Origin of the sequence: Neptunomonas marina (assembly GCF_004005935.1) — a bacterium.
Classification (GTDB): Bacteria; Pseudomonadota; Gammaproteobacteria; order Pseudomonadales; family Balneatricaceae; genus Neptunomonas; species Neptunomonas marina.
Map to the genome: position 1 here is coordinate 319,289 of NZ_SACQ01000003.1, position 24,454 is coordinate 343,742.

The window sequence follows — 24,454 nt, forward strand, 5'->3', positions numbered from 1 at the left end:
CGAATGCGCTCAGCGATAGGCTAATCACTTAGCTCTTAGGTAGCTTGAAGGTCCAGACAGTGCCACCTTGGTTTAGGTGTTTCACGCGCTTAGCAACTTCACCACCCCATAGCGGTACTGCGCCACCCCAACCGGAAACAACGGACAGGTACTGCTCGCCATCTTGTTCCCACGTTACCGGTGAACCCACGATGCCAGAGCCGGTGTTGAACTCATACTCCACCTCGCCAGTCTTCGCGTTCAAGCCCTTCAGGTAGCCTTCTGGTGTGCCGAAGAAAACCAAATTACCTTTCGTTGCCAGTACGCCGCCCCACAGTGGTGCGTAGTTCGTATGACGCCAGATCTCTTTACCCGTTTTCGGGTCCATGGCACGCAATACACCAATGTACTCGTCGTTCATCGGCTTGATTGTGAAGCCCGCACCTAAGTACGCCGCACCTTTTTTGTAGGCGGTTGGCTCGTTCCAGATATCCATCGCCCATTCATTTGATGGCACGTAAAACAGCTCGGTATCTTGGCTGTACGCAATCGGCATCCAGTTCTTACCACCGAGGAAGGATGGAATCGCAACAACCGACTTACCTTTTTTGCCATCAGCGGAGTCAGCAGGGTTACCTGGACGGAACGCCTCGTCGTAGATCGGGCGGCCCGTCTTCGGATCTAGGCCTTTTGCCCACGTGATTTTATCCACGAATGGGAAGCCACGGATAAAACCACCATCTTCGCGGTTAAGGACATACATAAAGCCGTTACGGTCAGCCGTTGCTGCGGCCTTAACCGTTTTGCCGCCCTCTTGATAGTCAAAAGAGATCAGCTCGTTTACACCGTCATAATCCCAGCCATCATGTGGAGTCGTTTGGAAGTGCCAAACGATTTTGCCGGTATCGGGATCGATCGCCAAACGCGATGAAGAGAACAGGTTGTCACCTGGGCGCAAGTGCGAGTTCCATGGCGCAGGGTTACCCGTACCGAAGAAAAGTAGGTCAACATCTGGATCATAGGTGCCGCCTAACCATGTTGCCGCACCACCTGATTTCCACAGATCGCCAGGCCATGTTTTACCCGCTTCACCGCCGGAGATGCCGTTCTCCATCTTTTTGCCATCTTTCCAGATGTACCCCATGTGGCCTTCAACGGTTGGGCGTGACCACGCCAGCTTACCGGTTTTCGCATCGTAAGCTTCAACTTTACCCACGATACCAAACTCACCACCGGATACGCCGGTAATCACCTTACCTTTTACAACAATCGGTGCTGCAGTGATCGAGTAGCCTGCTTTGTAGTCCTCTACCTTTTTCTTCCACTTCACCTTGCCGGTCTTGGCATCAAGCGCAACCAGCTTGGCATCTAGCGTACCGAAGATCACCAGATTGTCGTACAACGCAACACCACGGTTGATTACGTCACAGCACGGCATGATGCCATCGGGCAAACGTGCGTTGTACTCCCAAAGCTCTTCACCCGTTTTCGTATCTATAGCGAAAACACGTGAGTAAGAAGCTGTCACGTACATAACGCCATCTTTGATCATCGGCTGCGACTCTTGGCCGCGCTGCTTCTCACCACCAAATGAGAACGCCCATACCGGACGCATATCTTTTACAGTGCCTGTGTTGATCTTGTCCATTGGGCTGTAGCGCTGGCCACGCAAGCCCATACCATTTGAGACGACATCTTCCACTGTCATCTGATCTTTGAGGATATCTTCGTCAGTAACACCTGCATGAACAGCGCCCGCAACTGACATGGCTGCAACGAGGGCAGACAGTGCGAATTTCTTCATCGTACGCTCCTTTACGGATTTTATTCTTGGCTTTAGGAGAGAGTCGGGAAAATTTCCCAAATCATGCAGGCAATTGTTTTGTTTTCGAGTTTTTCCAACAATTAATCAGCCGAAGTAGTTTTCTCATCACTTGGTAGTAATACCGACCAAAGCACCGTCTCTTGCTGCGGCCTCCCGCTTTACGAATCTTTACCTAGCTTTACACGTTAAAACCTTACGAAACCAAAGGGTTAGCGGGATAATTCGCCCATAACAAACAAGGACCTAAAGATGAGCAGAGCAATTTCACTTTCAAAACTCACTATCCGCCTTCACTGGTTAATCGCTGTGGGCATGATTGGCAGTTTGGCGTTTGGTATCTATCTCGATGAGTTTGCAGCGTCTGCAAACAAAGGATCATTAATAGGCTTGCATAAATCCGTTGGCGTCATTGTGTTGCTGCTAGCTCTTGTGCGCTTGATCAATACCGCTAAACAAGGCTTGCCAACGCCGCTCTCAGAAAGCGCCGCCTGGCAACTGAGTGCCGCCAAAGTGACCCATATCTTGTTGCTGGCAGGCACACTGTTTATGCCAATATCAGGCGTGATGATGTCGGTGGGCGGTGGATACCCAGTAGGGGTATTTGGCCTGCCACTAATACCAGCAGGCGACGAGAACGAGATGCTAAGCCAGATTGGCCACGCGGTGCATGATGTTGGTGCGAACATTATGATCGCAGCGGTACTGCTACACGTTGCTGGTGCCGTGAAACATAGTCTTATTGATAAAGATGGCACGATGGCCAGAATGCTCGGTAAGCAGATCGGTAACTCTTAATCTAAGCCTTTGTTGTTGTGCCTGCACAAAACAGGCACAACAGCACTCACTACGGCTTGTTTAAGCGCTTCTCAATAGCTCGCTTTTCCCAATCGGCTCCGAACAAGTCGATCAGATCAAAAGCCCGCGCAGCATGAGATACCACACCTATCCCCCAGCCGAGCGCTGGCCAAACTACCCACCAATACCCAGAATAAGTAAATACATTGATGAGCAGCAACAAGACCATGACGCCAGTATAAGACAGGAGGTGGGAGTAGAAGCTCTTCACCGCCTTTACATGCTGACGCGCGGCTTGCTCTTCTGCTGAGGTATCTGCCACCAAGGTTTCATCACTTGCTTGAGCAACGTGCAGTTGGGCAAGGTCAACTTCAAGCACCGCAGCAATCGCTTTCAGAGACTCAGCACCCACCGTCTGGCCTTTCTCTGAACGCTGTACCGTCCTTACGCTAAGTCCTGCAACCTCTGCCAGTTGCTCTTGAGACCAGCCCCTGTTTTGCCGTAGCTGCCGAATAGTCATCACACCTCCTGTTATGTATGAATCGACTATACAACGCTATGAACGTGCGAACCACGACATAAACATGACTGTCACCTGACAGATTAATAAAATCAATATGTTAGCGACGTTACCTGATAACTTAACAGCCTGAAAGACTCCCTTGAAGGTCACCGTTTGCGCTCGGCGGCCAACTAAAAGTTAGCCTCCTCATACTTCGGATAAAGGTGGGCGACCGTTCGGGCAAACTCCCGACGGCTAAGCGCTATCTCAGCAAACTCGGCCTTGATCGGTGTTTTCATCACCTCAGTCATACTTAAGCCTGCTTGTGCAGCCTTCGTCAGCGATTGATCTAACCAGCGCAGATAGCTCTGCATCTGCGCAATAGCGCGCCCATCTTCAATCAGTGGCCCATGTCCCGGCACCATAAGGGTGTAGTCAAGTTCACCCAGTTCCGTTATCTGCTCAAGCCAAATAGCCAAGCCCGGCGTGTGTGGGGTTGTTAACGCGCGCTGATAAAACACCATATCGGCCGCAAACACGACGCCGGTTTTGTGGTCTTTAATCACTAAGTCTGCGCCGCTATGACCACTAAAGGGCATCAACGCAAGCCGATGAGACCCCAGCGTGATTTCCGATTCGGTGATGACTTTACGTGGCACTTCAACCTCTGTGGAGCGCATCCAATCACCAACCAAGCGGTACATATTTTCCGCAAAAGCATCGCCATGCTGAGCAATCTGCTCGGAAGTTTGCTTCAGTGCATAGATATCAACATCGGAAAACGCCTGATTTCCCAAGAAGTGATCAGGATGGTGATGGGTGTTCAGCACTAACTTTATCGGTTGATCCGTTGTTTGTTTAATCACCTCACGTAGCGCACGGCCATACCGAAGCGAGGGGCCCGTATCGATAACAACAACCCCCTCTTCCGTAACAATAAACCCAGTGTTGACGATGTTACCGCCATTTTCGCGCGAAAAGTCCTCAAGTTTTCCTTGTAACACATAGGTGTTGGACGCAATGAGTTGAGCTTTCAAATTGTAAGTTAACGGCGCAGCACTCACTTGCGCCGCCCCAAATACAAGAACACTAAGGAGCCATCGAATCATCATCTCTCTACCCTCCTAGAGTGCTTGCTCAAATTCATTGCCGCCATTATCCCGTAGCCAGATCATGTGCTTCTGGTTCGGATGACGCACATCCAGCGTGATCACAGGGTTTTCACTCACCGGTTGCGACAATTTTAGGCGCGCCAGATCATCACCCTGCGCGTTCCGCACAACAACCTGCTCAATGTAAAACTCAGGGATAGCATCCACTAAGCCGGTATCCATCGGGTGGATGATCTTGAACTTGTACCGCCCGCCCGTTTCGCGGGCGAAGAAACGGCTCTTCATCTCACCTAGGTGGCTCTCCCAATAGGGATTTCCGGCCCCAGTGCTTGGTGTTGTACAACCGCCACCGGCAGCATCCAGATAGCTACCGCCCATATGCCAAACGCCTGACTTGGTTAACACGGCCGCTCTAACCGCTGTTCCCTGCTGGACCTTAATACGCAGCGATACCCGTGGCACCACATCAGGATGAGGGTAGTAGGTAAAGATATGCTGAATGGGATTGAGGTCCGCCCACACAACAATGCGCTCGATCTCACCAGCCAAGTTTTGTGCATCAACGGTGATTGGCACTTGGGTCGGGTCTTCAGCAAAGGTGGGCACTTCAACTTTAACCTCAGGATCAAAGCGAAACGGAGCGTCGCCGATAAACTGCTGGCGCATATAGTCCCACAGCGGCGAGTTGAGTGGATCAGGTTCGCTGGCGTGCGCCGCCATACAGCCTAATGACAGCAGTGCCGCAGCGATAATGTGCTTAGCTCGCATAACAGGTCTCCCCTTTTATTTTTATTTTCGGGTTGTATGGATGTTAGTTTTGTTGGGTTTGGTAAAACTCCGGAAGCTCATAGCGTAAGCCGTAACGCTTGTAGATCGTCTCCATCTCACCAGACAACACCATGCCTTCGACCACATCAGCGATGGCATAGCCTAGCTGACGATAGGTGTGTTTAATCGCCATCCCGATATCCCATTTCTGCTTACCCATCGTGGGATAGCCGTTTGACGCCAGTGAGAAGTTTGCATTGGGGGCGCTGGCCAGCAGCCAATCGACCTCTGCTCGCATCGCCATAATTGCATCGACCTTTCCTGCCGACATCGCCGCATATGCAGCGCGTGCATTAGCAAAATGATGCGTGTTATCGCGCATCCGCCCACCAAAAGCAGAGGTCAGATAAAAGGCCGGTAAGCTGTCGATCTCAACGCCGATGGGATGGTATTGGAACACGGCCAAGGTGGAGACATTATCGATCTGCGTATGATCGTAAGCCACTTGCCAACTCTCACGCTGGTAAGGGCCAAACATCACAACCATATCGTTGATGACATACCCCGTTGAGTCGCGCATGTAGCTGTACTCACGATCATAGGGAACGCGCATCATCACATCAGCAATGTTTTTCAGCGCTAACGGGTTTTGCTCGTTTTTGTCCAGATAGTGCCCTTTCCAGACATTATTACGGAGATCGTCCTCTAAGTTTTCATCGGGAGTGATCCAATGGGGGCGGAACTCTAGGTTAAATGCGTTCGCGATACGCTGCCCTATCTCAACATCCACACCCTTGGGCTGGCCATCTTCAAGGTAGGAATAGGGAGGAAAATCGCGATAGAAACCCACTTTGATATAGCCGCTATCGATCACATCATCATAATAACGCGCAAACGCCAGGCTGCTATGCAGGCTGACGTTTGCGAAGATAATAGCGGTTAGTAGCGCTAACTTACTCATCGGTAGCACGCGTTTCTAGCCAAGCGCGAATCGCCCATAGCGCTTCTTGGCTGAGGTGCTCTGCCATTTTTGGCATGTAAACACGTCCATCGCGCACCGCACCGTTTACAACGCGGTATTTGAACCACTCGTCGCCCTCTATACCCGCTTCTAGGTAACGCAAATCCGGTGCTATACCGCCAGAGATAGCATCAAGGCCGTGGCAACGGGCGCAGTTTTGCGTGTAAGCAGACTCACCAATTTTGACGGCCAGGTCGCGTTTCTCGTACTCGGCGTTATATGGATTCTCGTCTAGCCACTCTTCGCCGAGTGGCTGCAAGCCTTCAACGTCGATACTTTGCGGCGTTACATCACCATGCGCAATAACTTGACCGGCGATGGCCGCGGTCAGGAAACCAACTGCTGTTAGACCTAAAGCTTTCTTATGAATAGACATCTTTCTTTCACCACTTAGTTTTTATATTCGTTGCGTGGGTTGATACCAATGCAGTTTGATCAACCGCTCTTTCTCTAAAGAGCAAACCAACGCATCTGTTTGCTCGCCGCGTCACCCTCTGCGGCTGGGATGTCTATATAGTAGGCCGAGGGCAAAATCGCCCAGAATTGTACTTTGGGTTTCAAAAACTACTCCCTTGGTAGGAAAGCCAGCACATACCGCAACTTAAGTACACCATCTGCTAACTCGCTCTACTACCTACGCACTACGCCAACGTAATTACTACGGGTTTTTTCCCTAATACCACAGGGAATTACTCCCTCAAATTCAGGTGAGACGCCCGCAATAGCGGGGCTAAATGCCGTTGTCCACTGCGCTATGCAGCGATGAGAATGAACAGAGCGATCGATTCATCGCAAGCCACGAACCTCCTGAATAAAGGGTTTTTACAATGACAAAAATAAACAAAATCGGATTGAAGCCTCTCTGCGCTGCACTCAGTTTGGCCGTTATCACAGGGGTTGCTCATGCCAAACCTGTGACATGGGACGACATTAAGAATGATGCTCAAACACCGGAAGATGTACTCGGTTACGGCATAGGCCCTAAAGCCCAGCGCTGGAGTGACCTCGCCGAGGTAAACACCACTACGATTAAGAACTTGGTACCTGCATGGTCGTTCTCGTTTGGCGGTGAAAAACAGCGTGGGCAGGAATCCCAAGCGCTGGTCCACGACGGAGTTATCTATGTCACCGGATCGTACTCACGTATCTTCGCACTTGATGCGAAAACCGGTGAAAAGCTGTGGTCCTACTCGCACCGTTTACCCGACGATATCCGCCCATGTTGCGATGTTGTTAACCGTGGCGCCGCTATCTTCGGCGATCTCGTTTATTTTGGCACCCTAGATGCCGCGATCGTTGCACTGGATAAAAAGACCGGTAAGGTCAAGTGGAAGAAGAAGTTTGCCGATCACACCGAAGGCTACACCATGACCGGTGCACCAACGATTATCAAAGATCAAAAAACAGGCAAAGTCATGCTGATCCACGGCAGTTCCGGTGATGAGTTTGGTGTTGTCGGAAAGCTGTTTGCTCGTGATCCAATGACTGGCGAAGAGATCTGGATGCGCCCGTTTGTCGAGGGCCATTACGGACGTCTCAATGGTAAAAAGAGCACGCCGACAGGCGACCCACGCGCGCCTTCTTGGCCGGATGATCCGAACTCTCCAACCGGCAAAGTTGAAGCATGGAGTCATGGTGGCGGCGCGCCTTGGCAATCGGCAAGCTTCGATGTCGAGAACAATATGATTATTGTTGGTGCGGGCAACCCGGCACCTTGGAACGGTTGGGCACGTACCTCCCCAGATGGTAACCCGGCAGATTACGATAGCCTGTACACCTCGGGCCAAGTCGCTGTTGATCCGGCTACTGGCGAGGTGCAATGGTTCTACCAGCATACGCCTAACGATGCTTGGGATTTCTCTGGCAATAACGAGCTGGTGTTGTTTGAGTACCAAGATGGCGGCAAAACCATCAAAGCAACCGGCCATGCTGATCGAAACGGTTTCTTCTATGTCGTAAACCGTGAGAATGGTGACTTCATTCGCGGCTTCCCGTTTGTCGACAACATCACATGGGCAACCCATATCGACCCAGAGACTGGCCGCCCCGTCGAGGTTGAAGGCCAGCGCCCACCTAAACCGGCACCTGGCGAGAAGCGTGGTAAATCTGTTGAAGTTTCGCCGCCATTCTTGGGAGGTAAAAACTGGAACCCGATGGCTTACAGCCAAGACACGGGTTTCTTTTACCTTGGCGCCAACCACTGGAAAGAGGACTACTGGACTGAAGAGGTTCACTACAAACGCGGTGCTGCCTATCTAGGCCAAGGCTTCCGTATTCGCAAAATGTACGACGACCATGTTGGTATTTTACGCGCGGTGAACCCAAAAACCGGAAAAATCGAATGGTCACATAAAGAGAAACTGCCACTATGGGCGGGGGTGCTAGCCACCAAAGGGGGGCTGATCTTCACCGGCACCGGCGATGGTTTCTTTAAGGCATTCGATGCTAAAACCGGCAAAGAGCTTTGGAAGTTCCAAACAGGCTCCGGCATCATCTCCTCCCCTGTGACATGGGAGCAAGATGGGCAGCAATACATTGGTGTTGCTAGCGGTTACGGCGGTGCGGTACCTCTCTGGGGTGGCGATATGGCCGACCTTACCAAGCCGGTCACGCAAGGCGGATCATTCTGGGTATTTAAGCTACCAAAGAGCTAATTCAGCCCAACTGAATCACACCCGCCCCGCTTTATGCGGGCGCGGGTTTTGGAGACTCGTTATGAAGTATTGGACCTTAGCGCTGAGCTTAACTGCCTCATCCGTAATTTTCGCCCAGCCCCCCGAAATAAACGGCTGTACACTTGAAGCAGAAGCCAAATGCGCAGGTGTTGACCTATCATTCCAAGACTTACGGCACCTAAATCTCAGCCATATCGACTTAACCGGTGCCAACCTAAAAGGCGCAGATCTGCGCCATACTATTTTAAAAAACGCCAAGATCGAGAAAGCCAACCTAACTGAAGCGAATCTTGCCCGCGCAGACCTTCGCCATGCAACCCTGCGCGGTTCCAACCTTAGCTATGCGAATCTCGAAGCGATCCAAGGCTGGGCACTATTTGGGCAAGGGGCAAACTTCTACAAGGCGAATATGCGTGGCGCCAATTTAGAGTTTGCTCGCTTTAGTGGCGCTAAGATGCAATTTGCCGACCTACAGGCCGCCAACCTTGAGATCGCCTGGATGACCAAAGTTGACCTCTCGGGCGCGAATCTTAGCAACGCGAACCTCCAAGAAGCCAAACTCAACGCGGCATCACTCGAAAACGCAGACTTCACCGGCGTGCGTCGCCATTACGCAACGTTCCAAGCCACCTATATGGAAGGCTGTAAAAGCTGTCCCTTTGACTGGTCAAAAAACTGAGTCGCGGTTTTTCCTATTTGGGATAACGATCGGCGCTCATCGCTTGGCTGTGTGGATGGCCCTCACACGGCTGAGCACTATGAACCAATATAGGTGACGGCATCTTCAGAGATTCTTACAATTTTCCGTGCAACCAACTGGTTGATAACTCCTTGTATAGCGACTTCGTTGCCCTGCAAACGCAGTTGAGAAGCGACAAAGTTACGTAAGCTCACTACCTTCTGAGGTCTCTGGGCTTTGGGCCTTAGAATTAAACGACTAATCAGCTGCTGAGTTGGAGTCTCACTTGCAGGTGAGCTCGTTTTTACTTGGCGAATAACACGGCCTGCCGCGCTGACATGGCCAATCAATGGGCCAAAGCCATTATCATTGCTTACCACTTCAAAACAGATATCGTTGTCTACTTCGGCATCCAACTTCCCAAGGTAGTAGGCTAAATGAAAATCTAAGTTGTTCGGCTGTACCTGTTTAATTTGAATAACATTCAGTTCAATCGGCTTATCGTACTTCCGTTCACCAAAATCGAGACGGGGCTGCTTAGCACCCAGAAAAACGAAAGCTTTCTCATAAACAGAGAGATCGACTTTCTCTAACCCGCCGGTATTCTCATTATCTATAAACGCCCATCTTCGCATCATTCACATCCTTGTCATCATTTGCTGCAAGTAGAGTGTATCGCAAAGATCTCCTGTCTTCGCTCCCTTTAAATTTGACGGCCTTAGCAAAACAAACAGCTAAAAAGTTCCACTAACCTCAGTTAATGCACTTGAAAATGATAATCTATATCATTTATATTGTTATAACATAACAAACGGAGGCGTAATGAAAAAAGGTATTCATCCAGACTACGACTATGTGGTGTTTCGAGATACAAGCTGCGGTCGCGAGTTTCGTATTCGCTCAACGTGCACCAGCCCACTAACAACAGTTTGGGAAGATGGCAAAACTTATCCGCTAATTAACCTAGACGTTTCGAGTGCATCACACCCGATCTACACCGGTGAAAAGCGCCAAGCGAAAGCGGAAGGCCGTATTGCACAGTTCAATAAACGTTTCGCAGGCCGCGTAAAGCAGACAAAGGAATAGAGAATGCAGGTTGTTAGTTCACTAAAGACAGCGAAGAAACGCCATAAGGATTGCCAAGTGGTCAAGCGCCGAGGCAGGCTCTATGTTATTTGCAAAAGCAACCCGCGCTTCAAAGCGCGCCAAGGCAACGTAAAGAAGAAACGCTAACACTTCAGAGGGGATACGCTGGGCTCCCCTCTATCGCGGCTTCCACAGATTCAGACTAAGCATCGGTAATTTGCGCGCCCACCTTCACCAATCCCGTCTCGATTGCAAGATGGACCAGCTCTGCAGTGGAGCTGATATTTAACTTGCTCTTCAGGATCGCTGTGTAGTTCGAAACGGTTTTGGCACTGATAGAGAGCTGCTCGGAGATCTCCTTCACGCTCAGCCCTTGGGCCAGCATCACAAAGATCTCGAACTCGCGTTGTGTCATCTCTTTTAAGCGCTTGTCTTTTTGCTCCGGGCGGGACACCGCCAACCGCATCGCGAGTTCATGCTCAACATACAGCTGACCGGCTGCGACTTTATTCACCGCTTCAATCAAGATCTCTGGTGTGCAGGTTTTCGTGATATAGCCTTTAGCACCCGCCTCTAAAGCCTGTGTCACCACTGGGATCTCGTCATACATGCTAAAGAACAGCACTTTGCTGTTTGGGCAACGTTGCAATATACGCCGGGCCGCTTCAATGCCGCTGATCCCCTGCATGTTGACATCCATTATGACCACATCCGGTTCTAGTTCCTGACTTAGGCTAAACGCTTGATCCCCGTTAACTGCCTCAAAAACTTCGCATGGCGCAAATACCGTCGAGAGCAAGCTCGCATAGCCTTGGCGAACGACTGCATGATCATCAGCAATCAATATCTTCATATTCTATCTCCCTAATCGGTACGGTTAACGATAGCCATGTTCCTTGTCCTTGGCGCTGTTCAAACTGGAGTTCACCCTCCATACAGCGGGCACGTTCGCTCATCGAGCGCAACCCTAAGCCGGTCTTATTGCGGCTTGGCGGGCTGGCGTTGCCATTGTCTTCCACCAGCAAACTCAGTTGTCCATCCACGGCACTCAGCCGTACGCGAACGCGGGTTGCTTTGGCATGTTGCGCAACGTTGTTGAGCGCCTCTTGTACAACTCGGTAGATATGTGTGTTCGTTTCATCATCGAATAAAGGCAGCGGCTCATCGATCATCATCTCGACATGCAGATGACTGTAGGTTTGCTGCCAGCGATCCACTTGGGTACGAATCGCTTCTGCTAAACCTAACTGCGCCAAAATCACAGGGTGCAACTTACGGATCAAAGCGCGGAAGCTCTGCTGCATCGCATCGCAATGCTGAGCCACATGCTCACCCACAGATTGCACAACGGCTTTGTCGTCACCACGCTGCTGGAGCAGATAAGCATGGGCACGGATCCCCGCCAAGTACTGGCCTAGATCGTCGTGCAGCTCTCTGGCAAGGTGCGCACGCTCTGTCTCTTGCAGGCGGAGCAACTCGTGGGTTAAGCGCGAGTTATCGCTTTGTGCCTCTTCCAACGCCTCCGCCATCGCATTGAAGTGCTCGGCGATAGAGTTCACCTCACTCACACCGTAGCGATCAAGCCGCGCCGTATACTGGCCTTTTTCAATAGCGTGCAGTGCGGCCAGAAAGTCAGCTACCGGACGCACCCCTTGGCGTACGCCTAGATAGATCGCGAGATTTGACAGTACAACGCTCAGGCCAAATAGGAAAAGCACCTGCTGTACCGACTCCCACACCTCTCCCAGCTCATCGCTGGGGTCCGCTTTTAACCGCAACACGCGCCCATCCGGTAGATAACGGTAATACGCCTTATCGACAATCGGCTCAATTCCCGGTATCAGATTGATAAACCACGCTGGCGCTTCTTCATCATCAGGTTCGGCTCGGTCTAATTGCTCAAATGCCGCTAAGTTCTCTGCCATCTCTAGCTGAACGTGGCGCGAGTCACCTCCGAGCACTTCTTTAAGCAATACCTCATTTTCACCCGCCAGCGTTAGCAACTGGTGGGTGAAGCTGACACCTGCAACCACCTCGCGCTTAATATCTTTGGCCGCTTGCCCGAGCATAAAATAGAGCGTAATCACTAAAACAGCGGTAAAAACACCCGCAACCAGCAGGTTAAGTCGTAAAACTGCACTCATCTATTCATTCCTGCAAAGGCAATCGGCCTGTGCTCGTCGCCAACAATATTCATGCATATTTACACATAAAGCGCTGATTTAAGATGTAAAACGAAAGCCGTACTGATGCAGTATGCCCAATGCAAACACCGCAACAGAATGCTTCCTAGGATGGAATAGGCGTGGCACTAAAGTACTGGTTAGCGCCCGAAGAGGCTCTCAGCTGCCGAGTTTAACAACGCCTGCATCGATAGCGATGTGGACTAGCTCAGCGGTGGAAGAGGCATCCAGCTTACTTTTGATAGTGGTGACGTAATTGGAAACCGTTTTGATATTCAGACCCAGCGTGTCAGAAATCACTTGGTTATTCTGCCCACGCGCGAGCATGACAAACACCTCAAACTCGCGCAGGGTAAGCTCGCGCAATAGCCCTTCTGTCACGCTTTGGTTATTGAGCGCCAGCTTCATCACGAGGTCATACTCGATAAAGATTTCGCCCCGGCTAATCTTGGTGACGGCCTCCAGCAGTGTTTTCGAGGAACCCGACTTTGTTATGTACCCCATAGCACCGGCATCAAGGGCCTGCTTCACCATTAACGCCTCGTCATACATGCTAAAGAACATGATGCGGGCCTCACGGTCTGCTTCGAGAATGCGTGTAGCCGCCTCGATGCCGCTAATTCCCGGAAGGTTGATATCCATAATCACCAGGTCTGGGCGGTGCTCTGTGTAAAGCTGTGCCGCTTGCTCACCGCTTGAAGCCTCGAGAATCTCGCATGGAGAGATCACAGTGGGCAGAACACTGGCATAGCCTTGGCGTACAACCGAATGGTCGTCGGTGATAAGAATTTTCATTAGATGTCCGTCTCGGGAAGGAATACCCGCATGCTACCATCGAATGAACATTTTGTTTACATCGATAGTTATCAGCCATCTAATAGCAAGGGAGAGACGCGCGACACTAGGAGCGTCGCGCGTTGGCGGCGTTACTTGATGTTAAAAACCCCAGCCATGCCTTTCGCTTCCAAGCCCTCGGCAAAGAACTCAAATTTCCCAGGCTTGATCGGCACAAAGTAGATCTCTGCCTCGCCCTCTTGTTCAAACTCAAGCTCAGTCAAGCTCACCGCTTTGATCTCCATATCACCCGCCTCTACCTTGCGCAGGAAGATCGAGTTAAAAAAGCCCGGCGCTTTCACTGCATACTCCGTTTGGCCACTGGAGATCACTTTTAGCTTGTAGGATTTGCCGGTCTCGAGTTGATACTCTTTGTGTGACAGATGGTAGCGGTTGTCTTCTGTTCCTAGCACCAGATCAGGTAGCTTGGTGGGTCGGCGTGTTAGATCACCTTGAGCTGCCGCAATCGTACTCGATACACCCATTACTGCCGCTAAACCTGCCAAACCTACTGTTTTTAGAATCGTCATATTGCCACCTCTACTGATGCGCTGTTGTTTTTATGTGGCTCTATGCTAAACGCCGCTCTGGGTAAAAGAATGCTACTTCCGAACTAATTGATTTCTACTTTCTTCATATTCCTGCTTCACGATTTCCCACCTATGCTGGGCAAAAATCATAATAAATAGAAGTTATCGACGATGATAAACACCAAGAACGCCCTTGCCAGTGCACTGTTAGCCGCCTCGCTCACCTTTGCCAACCACAGTGCTGCACAACTCGATATTCCTATCACCTACTTACACCAAGAGGTTGATACCGGCCCGGTACTGTCCAATGTACTACCCGAACCCGACGATGCTGGGCTGCAAGGTGCAGCACTGGGCATTAAAGACAGCAACACCACAGGGCGCTTTCTCAAACATCACTATGCGCTCAACAGCTTTTCCAAAGCCGATACCAGCGCTTTAGTCGACATAGCGCAGCAACGCTTCCGCGCGGGTGACCGCTTCTTCGTAGCCAACGTGCCAACTAAGACGCTACAAGCACTACAAACTGCACTTGGGCCTGAGGCGCTGATCTTTAACGCAGGTAGCGCAGACGATGCGCTCCGCCAATTTGCCTGTGCGTCTAACACCTTACACACACTGCCGAGCCGCGCCATGTTAACCGACGCGTTGGCACAGTGGTTGAAAGCTAAGCGCCTTGATGAAGTTTTAGTCATTACCGGGCCAAACGCGGAAGACAAAGCGTACACCGCCTCGTTCGAGCGCGCCGCGAAACGCTTTGGACTCAAAATTGTGGCAAAGAAAGACTGGACCTTTGATAGTGATCTTCGCCGAACCGCCCAAAAAGAGCTGCCACTCTTTACTCAAACCGATGATTACGATGTGGTGTTTGTCGCTGATGAGCGTGGTGATTTTGGCGAATATGTGCTTTACAACACCTGGCTTCCACGCCCAGTCATTGGTACACAGGGGCTCACTCCGGTGGCGTGGCATCGCGTTGTGGAACAGTGGGGAGCGGCGCAGTTACAGAGCCGTTTCGACAAGCTCGCCAAACGCTGGATGACGCCTAAAGACTATGCAGCATGGGCTGCGGTTCGCTCCGTTGCAGAAGCTGTTACGCGCACCAACAGCGCCAGCTTTAGTGAGGTAAAAAGCTATATTCGCTCGGATAAGTTTCAGTTGGCTGGCTTTAAAGGACGCAAACTGGACTACCGCGATTGGAACGGGCAGCTACGCCAACCCATCCCGCTGGTACATCCACGCTCGCTTGTTTCTCAGTCACCACAAGAGGGGTTTCTACACCCGAAAAATGAACTGGACACCCTTGGCTTTGACCGCCCAGAAGTGAACTGCACAGCACAATAAGGAGTTCCCATGACACAACGTACATCGCTTACCCTACTCACCAGCGCTATGCTGCTTGCATCCTCCTGCGCAATGGCTCAGTTAGCCTATGTATCTAATGAAAAGGACGACACCATCTCGGTGATCGATCTGAAGTCGCAAACCGTTACAGACACGATCGATGTGGGCGAGCGCCCGCGTGGGATTCTGTTCTCCAAAGACTACTCTAAGCTGTACATCTGTGCCTCAGATTCCGACACCGTACAGGTGATGGATGTGGCCACAAAAACCATTATCAAAGAGCTACCCTCTGGTGAAGATCCGGAGCAGTTTGCACTGCACCCGAATGATCGCCACCTCTACATCTCCAACGAAGATGATGCGCTGGTCACCATTGTTGATACCGAAACCAGTGAAGTGCTGGCCCAAATTGATGTGGGTGTCGAGCCCGAGGGGATGGCAGTTAGCCCTGATGGCAAAATTGCCGTCAATACCAGCGAGACCACCAACATGGTTCACTGGATCGACACCTCGACTTATGAGTTGGTGGACAATACCTTGGTTGACCAACGCCCGCGCCATGTGGAGTTCAGCAAAGACAGTAAAATTCTTTGGGCCAGCTCCGAGATCGGTGGCACCGTCTCAGTGATCGACGTGGCTAGCCGCCAGATCTTTAAAAAACTCACATTTGAGATCAAAGGTATCCACCCTGACCGCGTACAACCGGTTGGTGTACGCCTAACCGATGACGGCAAGTACGCGTTTGTGGCCTTGGGACCTGCCAACCATGTGGCGGTTGTCGATGCGCAAAACTATGAGGTGATCGACTACATATTAGTGGGCCGACGTGTATGGCATATGGACTTTAACCAAGATCAGACCCAGCTGCTGACAACCAACGGCATCAGTGGCGATGTGTCCATCATCGATGTCGATAAGATGAAAGCGGTTAAGAGTATCAAGGTTGGCCGTTACCCATGGGGTGTGCGCGTCAAGCCTGAGTAGTTCTGGCCTAGCATCAGTCAGCACAAGGAGTATTATGAGTATTTCGGTTGAGTCTTTAAGCTTTGCTTACGGCCCACGTAACGCCCTGAAAGGTGTGAGCTTTCAGCTCACGCCGGGGCGTTTTCATGCGTTGTTAGGCCCAAATGGCGCGGGAAAATCCACACTGTTCTCGCTTATCACGCGGTTAAATGCGTTACAGGATGGCGATATCTGTATCGATGAACTTAGCATTCGCCAACAACCTGCTAGCGTCATGCAGCGAGTTGGAGTGGTGTTTCAGCAAAGCTCTCTTGATCTGGACCTTACCGTTAAGCAGAACCTCTATTACCACGCCGCCTTGCATGGCATCTCGCGCCAGCACGCAAAACCCTTGGTTGAGCGTGAGTTAACCCGCATGGAGATGGCCGATCGTGCCAACGATAAAGTGCGGGCTTTGAACGGTGGCCACCGGCGCCGCGTCGAAATCGCACGGGCGCTTATGCATGCCCCCGATATTTTATTGCTGGATGAACCCACTGTCGGTCTGGACCCACAAACCCGTTTGGCACTGTGTAATTACGTAAGAGACTTGTGTGAACAAGATCACATCACAGCGCTATGGGCCACCCATCTCATGGAAGAGATTCAGCCGCATGATCCGGTGATTTTGCTTCACAAGGGCGAGGTGCTGATTAATGGTCACGCTGATGATCTTCTGGAGCAGTCAGGCTGCAGCCACTACAGCGATGCGTTCCATGTACTCACGAGTACTGACAAACAGAGGGGAGCCGCATGAACCTGAGCGCAGCTTGGCACTGCTTTCAAGGCGTTTTGATCAGAGAGTTTTTACGCTTTATACAGCAGCGTTCGCGGTTTCTGAGCGCACTGGTGCGCCCGTTACTATGGCTAGTGGTCTTTGCGGCAGGCTTTCGCGCTGCGCTGGGTATCTCGATCATTCAGCCATACGATACTTATATCACCTATGAAACCTATATCGCGCCGGGGCTTTGTTGCATGATTTTGCTCTTTAACGGTATGCAAAGCAGCCTTTCGATGGTCTACGACCGCGAAATGGGCAGTATGCGTGTTCTGCTGATGAGCCCATTACCACGCCCCTTTCTACTGCTCTGTAAGATGGTGGCAACGGCGCTCATCTCCCTTACACAGGTTTATGCATTCTTGCTAGCGGCCCTGTTGGTGGATGTTGAGCCCCCGCTGATTGGCTACGTGACGGCACTACCTGCGTTGCTGCTCGTAGCGCTACTGCTCAGTTCTCTGGGCCTGCTGTTATCTACCCAGATTAAACAGCTGGAGAACTTTGCTGGGGTTATGAATTTCGTCATCTTCCCCATGTTCTTTCTCTCATCGGCCCTCTATCCACTTTGGAAAATGCAGGAGGCCAACGATTGGCTCTACACCCTGTGCGCAATCAACCCCTTCACCTACGCGGTCGAACTGGTGCGTTTTGCGCTGTATGGCCAACTCAACACCACCGCTTTGCTGATAACACTCGGGGCAACCGCCATCTTTACATCATTGGCAGTGCTTGGGTTTAGGCCTCGTAAGTCAGGGCGTTAAACTACAGCGTCGGACGCAACGTTTGCAGCCGGCGCAAGCTCAACAGCCCGAAAATAGGCCCCGGAATCAGTAGCCACATGACCCACTGCACCGGCACGTAGGTCAGCAGCCAGCCGGTTAACTGCACCGCTATAATCGTGATGGTAAAGCCGACGGCATTGATCATCGTGAGGGCACTCCCCACTGCATCGCTGGGCGCCGTTTGCGCAGATAGAGAGGAGAACTGCGGCGAATCAGCCGCCACTGACCAACCCCACACCAACCAGAAAAAGAGCACCAGTGCGAACAGGTCAGACGCAAAGATCAACGGTGATAATACACAGCAACACCCAGAAACCGCCAAGTTCACGGCAGCCACACGGCGGCTTCCGGTGCGAAGAGAGACATAACCTCCCACCATACAGCCCAGCCCGCCGATTCCAATGATCACAAATGCCCACAGTGAAACCGATAGATCTTGATGGTGTTGAGCGCTCCACGCGAGCAACCAGTAAGGTACCAGCGCATACACCGCGTAAAGTTCCCACATATGCCCGAAATAGCCGCCTGCACTGGCACGCAATGCGGGCTGGCGGCTAGCCGCGATAAGTCCAGAGAGCCGCAACGGCGCACCCCGATGCATCGCTGGCCCATCCGGCACTCCGAATAAAATTACCAAACCACCGATAAACGAGGCAGCACTGCACAGGTAGATCACATAACGCCATTGCTCCGCCACCAGCGCTGAAAACAGATGCGCCGATGCCGTACCTATCACTAGCGCACCCACCAAGAAACCGAGCGCCCTACCCAAGCCCTCCGGATACCAAGCGCTCGCTATCTTCATTCCGACCGGATAGACACCGGCAAGAAAAAAGCCACCCAGAAAACGCAACAATAGAATATCTTCGAGAGTTTCAGCCCACAGCGCGATTAAGCTGTTAAAAAACGCACCGCCCAAAGCGGATAAAAAGAACAGCACACGCGGCGACAGACGATCTGCTAGCGTTAGCACGGCAAATACTAACGCTCCGACGATAAAACCTAACTGGACTGAGTTGGTGAGCGGTGCAACTGCACTATCCGCCAGCCCCCACTGCTCTTGCAGCACGGGTAAAATGGCATTACCCGCAAACCAAGTGGATGTGCCTAACAACTGAGCCAAGACGATACATGGCAATATATAACTGGGCCGCTGTAACATCAGCGTTCTCCTTGAACAGCATCGCGGCAACAAGCTTGCCAATCATGGTGGGGATCACAAACAACGCCCCAACATTCGCAATCAAAGCAGCTAGGACGATATTTCAATAATTTCAAGTTACGAAGATCACTTGTGCAGCAAAATAGTACTTTCGTACCTGTTTTTTGAACCGATAGTACACTGTTGGTAGCACCTTCAGCACGGTGTAATAGGGTATAAAATAATAAAAAGGTTACCCTCAATGGCGATGTTGGCAAGGTGGGCAGCGGCCATTACGATGATGGTGGCTGTACTAAGTGTTGTGCTGTTTATACCAAGACTCTATGCTGCCTCTCAAGGCATCGATAACCGCTCAACCGCAGTTGACGACTTCGAGCTGTTCTCCTTTGATGGCTATCGGTTGTATCGCTATCGTAGCCCAACACCGCAGGAGAGCGAATATGCCACAACGCTGGATACTCCGGCGCTCGTCGCACAGCTGCAAGGCACTACACCGCCGCTGTTGCTCGACGTTCAGCCAACAACGTGGAACCACATATTTATCCAGCAAACGCCCCGCTATCACTTACCCGGCAGTCATTGGTTGCCCAATGTGGGAGCGGGCGAACTAGCACCAGACTGGCTCGCTTATTTTCGTAACCACTTGGCGCGCTTGACGCAGCACAACCTTCAACATCCCGTTGTTATCTACTGTACAGCGGATTGCTGGATGTCTTGGAACGCGGTTAAACGCGCGGCTAGCTTCGGTTACACCCAGCTTTACTGGTATCGAAATGGTACGGATGGCTGGGCTGAGCATGAGAGAGCATTGGTAAAAGCCACACCAGTGCCCTTTAAAAGAGATGGACAATAAGTGCGGTTCCACAGAGTATAAGCGCTGCCGGTAACCGCCGACTAAAAAAATATAACTATAAGCGTGGGAGATGTGTGTTGTGTATAGGATCTTGATTGCAGATGACCACCCTCTGTTTCGTGAAGCGATCATCAATGTCATTGAAAACAGCTTCCCAAACTGTGAAACATTGGAAACTGAAGATCTCGATAGCGCATTACAAATTGCGCAAAATGAGGACGAACTCGATCTTATTCTGCTTGATCTAAACATGCCGGGCATGAACGGCTTGAACGGCCTTATTACCCTGCGTAATGACTTACCAACGATTCCCGTTGTTATTGTGTCAGCCGAAGAAGATAAACAAACCGTACTGCAAGCGATCACCTACGGTGCCGTGGGCTTTATCACCAAGTCATCGCCCCGAGATCAAATGACCGATGCACTAGAACAGATTTTAGCCGGTAACGTCTACCTACCCTCCGACATTATTCGTTCTAGCCAACCAGACAATCGACGCAGCCAGCGTAAGGATGATAACCAGATTCCGCCAGAGCTACTGTCATCCCTAACGCGTCGTCAGCTGCTGGTTTTAGAGCGCATGTCTAAGGGTGAATCGAATAAGCAGATCGCGTACAACCTCAATATTGCTGAAACCACAGTTAAGGCGCACGTATCCGCCATTTTGCGCAAACTTGGCGTGCATAACCGCATTCAAGCAGTCCTATCGGCGGGCAATATCGACTTTAACGAATACCTCAAACGTTAAAATAGCTGCCCCTTGGCGCAGGCTGTTACTCCACTGAACTAACGGCCTGTTTACTCTCCAACAGGTGGATCAGCGTTGTTTTCAGCTTCAGCGGTTTCACCGGCTTATGTATCAGGTGATAGCCCAGCCCGCGTACCTCTTGGTTAAGCTCTTTACTGTAGTTTGCCGTAATCATCAGCACAGGAATGGCCTCAGCAGCTCTGGTCAGTACATCACGTGCAGCATCCACACCATTGCAGCCATTATCGAGATGATAATCGGCGATCAAGATATCCGCTGTTTCATTAAACTGAACTTGCGCAGCCAAATGCGCGAAAGATAGCGCGGTTGTCACCTCACAACCCCACCCCTCTAACAGCATGCTCATCCCTTGGCAGATCGCCTCATCGTTATCGATTAACCAGATGCGCGCACCGGATAAGCGCTCCGTCACCAGCGGCATAATAGGGCCTGATAGCACCGGCGCTTGCGCTTTCACTTTCGGGACTTTAACCGCGAATACCGAACCCAACCCCTCAATGGAGCGAGCCCGAATTTCATGCCCCAGTACCCGTGAAATTTTATCCACAATCGCCAAACCAAGACCCAAGCCACGCTCACAACCGGGGCGTTCGGGCTGGAGCCGTTTGAACTCCTCGAAGATTGCATTCAGCTGCCCCTTCGGAATCCCAACACCAGTATCATGAACCTCTATCCATACATCATCACCAACGTGACGACAGCCTAGCAGCACCTTGCCATGGCTGGTGTAGCGGATGGCATTAGTTAAAAAGTTACGCAAAATACGCGCTAACAGCTGCGAGTCAGTACGCACGGTAACGCGTGAATCCACCCAGCGAAAGCGCAGCCCTTCGGTGCTTGCGAGCTGCTCGTACTCGGCAGCCAAGGTGCTCATCAGGTTTTGCAGACTGAAGTCGATAATATCTGGGGTCACGACCCCCGCATCCAGCTTGGAGATATCCACCAGCGTGCGCAGCAATGACTCGACATCATCCAGCGAATTAGAAACCGACTGCGCTAGTGCGAAACGCTTCGGATCTTGAATCTGCTCGGTCAGCGCCCCAGAGAAGAGCCGCGCCGCATTCAGTGGCTGCAACAGATCATGGCTCACCGCCGCCAAAAACTTAGTTTTGGATAGGTTGGCCTGCTCCGCCTCTTGTTTTGCTTCACGCATACGCGACTCAGCTTCGACCCGCTCAGTGATCTCTGAACGCAGCTTTGCATTCACGGCGGTCAGCTCTGAGGTGCGCTCCTCTACCCGTTGCTCCAGCAGTTGGTGCGATAGCTCTAGCGCCTCAGCTGAGCGGCGTCTTTCGGTGATGTCACGAATCATGACAAAGAAGCCGTCGGGATTGCCATCAGCATCGATGTTGGCCACATAAGATTTGAGCATATAGCGGTCTTCACCGAGGCCGTTTCGCTGCCACGCTTCAAAGGTCACACTCTGCCCCGACAGCGCTTTATCAATGTAAGGGCGCAGCCGCTCATACTCTTCACGGGTATAGATCGAGAAGATGTTACTGCCGTTTAAGCTGTTGCTCTCTAGCCCGAACCACTGGTTATACACCTTATTGGTAAAACGGAAATTAAGTTGCTGATCTAAGAACGCAATCAATGCTGGTACATTGTCAGTAATCAGCCGGATCCACTGCTCACTCTGACGCAAGCTTTCGGCATATTTATGGCGCTCAGTGATATCTGTATAGGTATTCACAAAGCCACCTTGCGGCATGGGGTGGGTGCGTACCTCAATCACCTGCCCATGCACACCACGCTGTTCAGACGCGAGCACCTTACCCTGCTGCGCGGCGGTCAGTGCATGTTGCAAAATTGCATTGTTGCCTAGCATCAATGCAGCAAACGGCGGGTAACTCTCTACTTCAGATAGCGATACGCCGGTCAGATTTAAGAAACGATCGTTCCAAAGCTCAACACGGCCCTCCGATGTCACCAGCACAACCCCTTGCGAGAGGTTATCAACGGCATTTTGCAAAAGCTTGGTTTTCTGCGCTAACGCGTGCTCTTTTTCTGCGGTTTCCCGCGCTTTAATCGCCGTGATATCGGTAAAGAGGATAACCAAACCACCATCTTGGGTCAGGCGCTCAGACATCTGCACCCAACGGCCGTTACATAGCCGATACACACGGCTGCCCGATACATCCGCGGGGTACTCTTCATCGATCAAGCCACTCTCATGAGCTAGGCGCGTAATATCGGCGATGGTCACGCCAGTTTCAATCTCTTGACCCGTGGCGGCCCACACTTCGCGGAAATTGCTATTAAACAGCACAATACGCCGCTCGCGATCAAACAGCACGAAGGCATCAGAGATGCTTTCAATAGCATCTACTAAACGCTGGTTCGCTAGCGCCGCTTCGTTATTGGCATGCTTTAAGGCACGGTGGCTGGCTTTAATTTCACTGAGGGCAAGGTTGAGCTCCTCGGTACGCTCGCGCACCTGTTCAGCCAGTACAACAGAGTGCTCAAATGCCGAATAGGGGTTTGCACCTTGGCAGCCACCCGCTTCAACCCGATCAACCAACACCGAGTTGATCTTCCTGAGTTTGCGGTTATCGTTCTCTAGTTGCGCGATGTACGCCCTTAGTTCAGCCTCATTCATGGCGGTGGCTCCCGATCGCTACGCCGGTAAAGGTTTGATTGATATGCATCCCTTCATACTGCTCACCATAGGTATTGAAGCCGATCACACGGTGCTGTTGTAGAAGATCAGAAACCTGCTCAGAACACCCACGTAACTCACACTCCATACGCCGCAAAAAGCAATCACAGCCAATAATGAGCTGCGGCTCGCCAATACGCGACTCGATCGACTCTAGTGTCTGGACTAAATTCGCCGCCAGATCTTGCGGCTGCATCACCGTTAAGACGATGCCGTTCTCCACCGCGCAGTAAAACTTGAGGCTTAAATCGGGGTTCACTTGCTGAATCGAGCGTACAAAGTAATCATCGCCTAGCTTCACCGCCACGGGGTTTAGCGCAAACACCTCATGATTGAGCGCTGCCACCGGTACGCCAATCGCGCGCGCATACTCAAGCGCAGCGGGCTCGGCATTTAGCTCATAAACACAGCGCCCCTCGGCATCAGCTTCGGTCACCACCAGCTTTTCAGACGGCTCCCCCATATGGTGGGTGGTAAACACCTCAAACTCGTAAGTGGTGTTTACGAGCATAATCACAGCAGCATCGGTAAGGAAACGGCCTTGGTAGTAGACATGTGTCTTCGCAAGATGGATGTCATCTCCCGCCGAGCCACCGAACACAGGGATACTACCCAGCACAGAGTTGAGCGTTGCAAGGACTCGTTCCTCTTGGATCGATAGTCCATCCAGCAACGTAATAGCAAATGAGCGGCCTTTTATCGGCGCTATATCCCGCTCACGACAGTTCTGAATGAGGCCATCCACAAGCAGCTGGGCATCGGTGAGCTTAAACGAGTCGAGATCCTCTATCGGGGCTGCCGATATCGCGAACGCGTCTTGGCAAAAGCCGATTGCACTAATGCAGCCCTGCCCATACCCATCAGCAGTTATCTCACCCGCAGTGGTGCAGCCGACGATATCAACCGTTGGAAAAGCGCTATTGAGAGCCTGAGCCAAGGCATCGAGTGGATACTCGGCGGAGCAGAAAAAAAGCACAAACCCGAGCTGCGTATCACTGAGTTGGCGTTGCAGCTCATGGGCGGCAACGGCAGGGTCTTGGCTATAGGAGGCGGCTTGTATAAATGGTTTATTCATCAAAATTCAGACCCACCCAGCGGAGATATTCTCACTATTCT

Annotated in this window: 25 protein-coding genes; 11 read left to right on the forward strand and 14 right to left on the reverse strand. The window is 51.5% G+C overall.

Features of this window, described 5'->3' with window-relative positions; all coding sequences use genetic code 11:
* Window positions 1–28: 28 nt before the first annotated feature.
* Entirely contained in the window at window positions 29–1,783 is a 1,755-nt protein-coding gene (locus tag EOE65_RS09070; RefSeq protein ID WP_127693984.1) for a PQQ-dependent methanol/ethanol family dehydrogenase, read from the reverse strand.
* 270 nt (window positions 1,784–2,053) lie between these two features.
* Between EOE65_RS09070 and EOE65_RS09075 the strand changes: the two genes are divergently transcribed.
* Entirely contained in the window at window positions 2,054–2,599 is a 546-nt protein-coding gene (locus EOE65_RS09075; protein ID WP_127693985.1) for a cytochrome b, read from the forward strand.
* 49 nt (window positions 2,600–2,648) lie between these two features.
* Here the strand turns inward: EOE65_RS09075 and EOE65_RS09080 are convergent, their stop codons facing one another.
* From EOE65_RS09080 to pedF, 5 genes are all read right to left on the reverse strand, one after another.
* A complete protein-coding gene (locus EOE65_RS09080) occupies window positions 2,649–3,119 on the reverse strand; it encodes a 2TM domain-containing protein (protein ID WP_127693986.1) in 471 nt (156 codons plus the stop codon).
* 173 nt (window positions 3,120–3,292) lie between these two features.
* Complete coding sequence (locus EOE65_RS09085; RefSeq protein ID WP_240656955.1) at window positions 3,293–4,213, reverse strand: quinoprotein relay system zinc metallohydrolase 1; 921 nt, start codon at window positions 4,211–4,213, stop codon at window positions 3,293–3,295.
* A gap of 12 nt (window positions 4,214–4,225) precedes the next feature.
* Window positions 4,226–4,981, reverse strand: a complete 756-nt coding sequence (locus tag EOE65_RS09090) for a quinoprotein dehydrogenase-associated SoxYZ-like carrier (RefSeq protein ID WP_127693987.1) — start codon at window positions 4,979–4,981, stop codon at window positions 4,226–4,228.
* 43 nt (window positions 4,982–5,024) lie between these two features.
* Window positions 5,025–5,942: a substrate-binding periplasmic protein gene (locus EOE65_RS09095; RefSeq protein ID WP_127693988.1), complete on the reverse strand. Its 918-nt coding sequence runs from the start codon at window positions 5,940–5,942 to the stop codon at window positions 5,025–5,027.
* A complete protein-coding gene (gene pedF / locus EOE65_RS09100) occupies window positions 5,935–6,378 on the reverse strand; it encodes a cytochrome c-550 PedF (RefSeq protein WP_127693989.1) in 444 nt (147 codons plus the stop codon). The genes EOE65_RS09095 and pedF overlap by 8 nt, the downstream gene beginning before the upstream one ends.
* Window positions 6,379–6,829: 451 nt before the next feature.
* On the opposite strand from pedF, the gene EOE65_RS09105 reads away from it, so the two are divergent.
* Both EOE65_RS09105 and EOE65_RS09110 read left to right on the forward strand, forming a co-directional pair.
* Window positions 6,830–8,656 (forward strand): methanol/ethanol family PQQ-dependent dehydrogenase, encoded by a 1,827-nt coding sequence (locus EOE65_RS09105; protein ID WP_127693990.1) that lies wholly within the window; start codon window positions 6,830–6,832, stop codon window positions 8,654–8,656.
* 61 nt (window positions 8,657–8,717) lie between these two features.
* Entirely contained in the window at window positions 8,718–9,356 is a 639-nt protein-coding gene (locus EOE65_RS09110) for a pentapeptide repeat-containing protein (protein ID WP_127693991.1), read from the forward strand.
* A gap of 77 nt (window positions 9,357–9,433) precedes the next feature.
* Here the strand turns inward: EOE65_RS09110 and EOE65_RS09115 are convergent, their stop codons facing one another.
* Complete coding sequence (locus tag EOE65_RS09115; RefSeq protein WP_206052642.1) at window positions 9,434–9,994, reverse strand: PIN domain-containing protein; 561 nt, start codon at window positions 9,992–9,994, stop codon at window positions 9,434–9,436.
* Window positions 9,995–10,178: 184 nt separating this feature from the next.
* Here EOE65_RS09115 and EOE65_RS09120 point away from each other — a divergent pair, with 184 nt between their 5' ends.
* Window positions 10,179–10,442 (forward strand): type B 50S ribosomal protein L31, encoded by a 264-nt coding sequence (locus tag EOE65_RS09120; protein ID WP_127693992.1) that lies wholly within the window; start codon window positions 10,179–10,181, stop codon window positions 10,440–10,442.
* A 3-nt stretch (window positions 10,443–10,445) separates the two neighbouring features.
* A complete protein-coding gene (gene ykgO, locus EOE65_RS09125; protein WP_127693993.1) occupies window positions 10,446–10,589 on the forward strand; it encodes a type B 50S ribosomal protein L36 in 144 nt (47 codons plus the stop codon).
* A gap of 55 nt (window positions 10,590–10,644) precedes the next feature.
* Here ykgO and EOE65_RS09130 read toward each other — a convergent pair whose 3' ends face one another.
* The 4 genes from EOE65_RS09130 to EOE65_RS09145 all read right to left on the reverse strand — a co-directional run bounded on the left by EOE65_RS09130 (window position 10,645) and on the right by EOE65_RS09145 (window position 13,989).
* Window positions 10,645–11,295, reverse strand: coding sequence for a response regulator (locus EOE65_RS09130; RefSeq protein WP_127693994.1), 651 nt, complete (start codon window positions 11,293–11,295; stop codon window positions 10,645–10,647).
* Entirely contained in the window at window positions 11,276–12,586 is a 1,311-nt protein-coding gene (locus EOE65_RS09135; RefSeq protein ID WP_127693995.1) for an ATP-binding protein, read from the reverse strand. The genes EOE65_RS09130 and EOE65_RS09135 overlap by 20 nt, the downstream gene beginning before the upstream one ends.
* 198 nt (window positions 12,587–12,784) lie before the next feature.
* Window positions 12,785–13,420, reverse strand: coding sequence for a response regulator transcription factor (locus EOE65_RS09140; RefSeq protein ID WP_127693996.1), 636 nt, complete (start codon window positions 13,418–13,420; stop codon window positions 12,785–12,787).
* A 131-nt stretch (window positions 13,421–13,551) separates the two neighbouring features.
* Window positions 13,552–13,989: a cupredoxin domain-containing protein gene (locus EOE65_RS09145; RefSeq protein ID WP_127693997.1), complete on the reverse strand. Its 438-nt coding sequence runs from the start codon at window positions 13,987–13,989 to the stop codon at window positions 13,552–13,554.
* 171 nt (window positions 13,990–14,160) lie between these two features.
* Between EOE65_RS09145 and EOE65_RS09150 the strand changes: the two genes are divergently transcribed.
* From EOE65_RS09150 to EOE65_RS09165, 4 genes are read left to right on the forward strand one after another with little or no spacing between them, the layout of a single operon-like run.
* Window positions 14,161–15,333, forward strand: a complete 1,173-nt coding sequence (locus EOE65_RS09150; RefSeq protein WP_127693998.1) for an ABC transporter substrate-binding protein — start codon at window positions 14,161–14,163, stop codon at window positions 15,331–15,333.
* 9 nt (window positions 15,334–15,342) lie between these two features.
* Window positions 15,343–16,317 (forward strand): YVTN family beta-propeller repeat protein, encoded by a 975-nt coding sequence (locus EOE65_RS09155; RefSeq protein WP_127693999.1) that lies wholly within the window; start codon window positions 15,343–15,345, stop codon window positions 16,315–16,317.
* 34 nt (window positions 16,318–16,351) lie between these two features.
* Window positions 16,352–17,092, forward strand: coding sequence for an ABC transporter ATP-binding protein (locus tag EOE65_RS09160; protein WP_127694000.1), 741 nt, complete (start codon window positions 16,352–16,354; stop codon window positions 17,090–17,092).
* Entirely contained in the window at window positions 17,089–17,874 is a 786-nt protein-coding gene (locus EOE65_RS09165) for an ABC transporter permease (RefSeq protein ID WP_240656956.1), read from the forward strand. Before EOE65_RS09160 ends, EOE65_RS09165 begins: the two co-directional genes overlap by 4 nt.
* 1 nt (window position 17,875) lies before the next feature.
* Here EOE65_RS09165 and EOE65_RS09170 read toward each other — a convergent pair whose 3' ends face one another.
* Complete coding sequence (locus EOE65_RS09170) at window positions 17,876–19,057, reverse strand: MFS transporter (protein ID WP_127694001.1); 1,182 nt, start codon at window positions 19,055–19,057, stop codon at window positions 17,876–17,878.
* A 241-nt stretch (window positions 19,058–19,298) separates the two neighbouring features.
* On the opposite strand from EOE65_RS09170, the gene EOE65_RS09175 reads away from it, so the two are divergent.
* The gene (locus EOE65_RS09175; RefSeq protein ID WP_206052643.1) at window positions 19,299–19,910 is read left to right on the forward strand and encodes a rhodanese-like domain-containing protein; all 612 of its coding nucleotides are present in this window, start codon (window positions 19,299–19,301) and stop codon (window positions 19,908–19,910) included.
* A 79-nt stretch (window positions 19,911–19,989) separates the two neighbouring features.
* Complete coding sequence (locus EOE65_RS09180) at window positions 19,990–20,658, forward strand: response regulator (RefSeq protein WP_127694002.1); 669 nt, start codon at window positions 19,990–19,992, stop codon at window positions 20,656–20,658.
* Window positions 20,659–20,683: 25 nt separating this feature from the next.
* On the opposite strand, the gene EOE65_RS09185 is transcribed toward EOE65_RS09180, so the two are convergent.
* On the reverse strand, window positions 20,684–23,278 hold the full coding sequence (locus EOE65_RS09185; protein ID WP_127694003.1) for a hybrid sensor histidine kinase/response regulator: 2,595 nt from the start codon (window positions 23,276–23,278) through the stop codon (window positions 20,684–20,686).
* A complete protein-coding gene (nosP, locus tag EOE65_RS09190; RefSeq protein ID WP_127694004.1) occupies window positions 23,271–24,413 on the reverse strand; it encodes a nitric oxide-sensing protein NosP in 1,143 nt (380 codons plus the stop codon). Before nosP ends, EOE65_RS09185 begins: the two co-directional genes overlap by 8 nt.
* Between the last annotated feature and the right edge of the window lie 41 nt (window positions 24,414–24,454).

Coding starts and splice junctions, on each gene's coding strand:
- ykgO (WP_127693993.1), top strand. CDS start 10,446: ATGCAGGTTGTTAGTTCACTAAAGACAGCGAAGAAACGCCATAAGGAT.
- EOE65_RS09165 (WP_240656956.1), top strand. CDS start 17,089: ATGAACCTGAGCGCAGCTTGGCACTGCTTTCAAGGCGTTTTGATCAGA.
- EOE65_RS09115 (WP_206052642.1), bottom strand. CDS start 9,994: ATGATGCGAAGATGGGCGTTTATAGATAATGAGAATACCGGCGGGTTA.
- EOE65_RS09070 (WP_127693984.1), bottom strand. CDS start 1,783: ATGAAGAAATTCGCACTGTCTGCCCTCGTTGCAGCCATGTCAGTTGCG.
- EOE65_RS09130 (WP_127693994.1), bottom strand. CDS start 11,295: ATGAAGATATTGATTGCTGATGATCATGCAGTCGTTCGCCAAGGCTAT.
- EOE65_RS09105 (WP_127693990.1), top strand. CDS start 6,830: ATGACAAAAATAAACAAAATCGGATTGAAGCCTCTCTGCGCTGCACTC.
- EOE65_RS09140 (WP_127693996.1), bottom strand. CDS start 13,420: ATGAAAATTCTTATCACCGACGACCATTCGGTTGTACGCCAAGGCTAT.
- EOE65_RS09110 (WP_127693991.1), top strand. CDS start 8,718: ATGAAGTATTGGACCTTAGCGCTGAGCTTAACTGCCTCATCCGTAATT.
- EOE65_RS09095 (WP_127693988.1), bottom strand. CDS start 5,942: ATGAGTAAGTTAGCGCTACTAACCGCTATTATCTTCGCAAACGTCAGC.
- EOE65_RS09175 (WP_206052643.1), top strand. CDS start 19,299: ATGGCGATGTTGGCAAGGTGGGCAGCGGCCATTACGATGATGGTGGCT.
- EOE65_RS09160 (WP_127694000.1), top strand. CDS start 16,352: ATGAGTATTTCGGTTGAGTCTTTAAGCTTTGCTTACGGCCCACGTAAC.
- EOE65_RS09090 (WP_127693987.1), bottom strand. CDS start 4,981: ATGCGAGCTAAGCACATTATCGCTGCGGCACTGCTGTCATTAGGCTGT.
- EOE65_RS09170 (WP_127694001.1), bottom strand. CDS start 19,057: ATGTTACAGCGGCCCAGTTATATATTGCCATGTATCGTCTTGGCTCAG.
- EOE65_RS09150 (WP_127693998.1), top strand. CDS start 14,161: ATGATAAACACCAAGAACGCCCTTGCCAGTGCACTGTTAGCCGCCTCG.
- EOE65_RS09085 (WP_240656955.1), bottom strand. CDS start 4,213: ATGATGATTCGATGGCTCCTTAGTGTTCTTGTATTTGGGGCGGCGCAA.
- EOE65_RS09080 (WP_127693986.1), bottom strand. CDS start 3,119: ATGACTATTCGGCAGCTACGGCAAAACAGGGGCTGGTCTCAAGAGCAA.
- EOE65_RS09135 (WP_127693995.1), bottom strand. CDS start 12,586: ATGAGTGCAGTTTTACGACTTAACCTGCTGGTTGCGGGTGTTTTTACC.
- nosP (WP_127694004.1), bottom strand. CDS start 24,413: ATGAATAAACCATTTATACAAGCCGCCTCCTATAGCCAAGACCCTGCC.
- EOE65_RS09075 (WP_127693985.1), top strand. CDS start 2,054: ATGAGCAGAGCAATTTCACTTTCAAAACTCACTATCCGCCTTCACTGG.
- EOE65_RS09120 (WP_127693992.1), top strand. CDS start 10,179: ATGAAAAAAGGTATTCATCCAGACTACGACTATGTGGTGTTTCGAGAT.
- EOE65_RS09185 (WP_127694003.1), bottom strand. CDS start 23,278: ATGAATGAGGCTGAACTAAGGGCGTACATCGCGCAACTAGAGAACGAT.
- EOE65_RS09155 (WP_127693999.1), top strand. CDS start 15,343: ATGACACAACGTACATCGCTTACCCTACTCACCAGCGCTATGCTGCTT.
- pedF (WP_127693989.1), bottom strand. CDS start 6,378: ATGTCTATTCATAAGAAAGCTTTAGGTCTAACAGCAGTTGGTTTCCTG.
- EOE65_RS09145 (WP_127693997.1), bottom strand. CDS start 13,989: ATGACGATTCTAAAAACAGTAGGTTTGGCAGGTTTAGCGGCAGTAATG.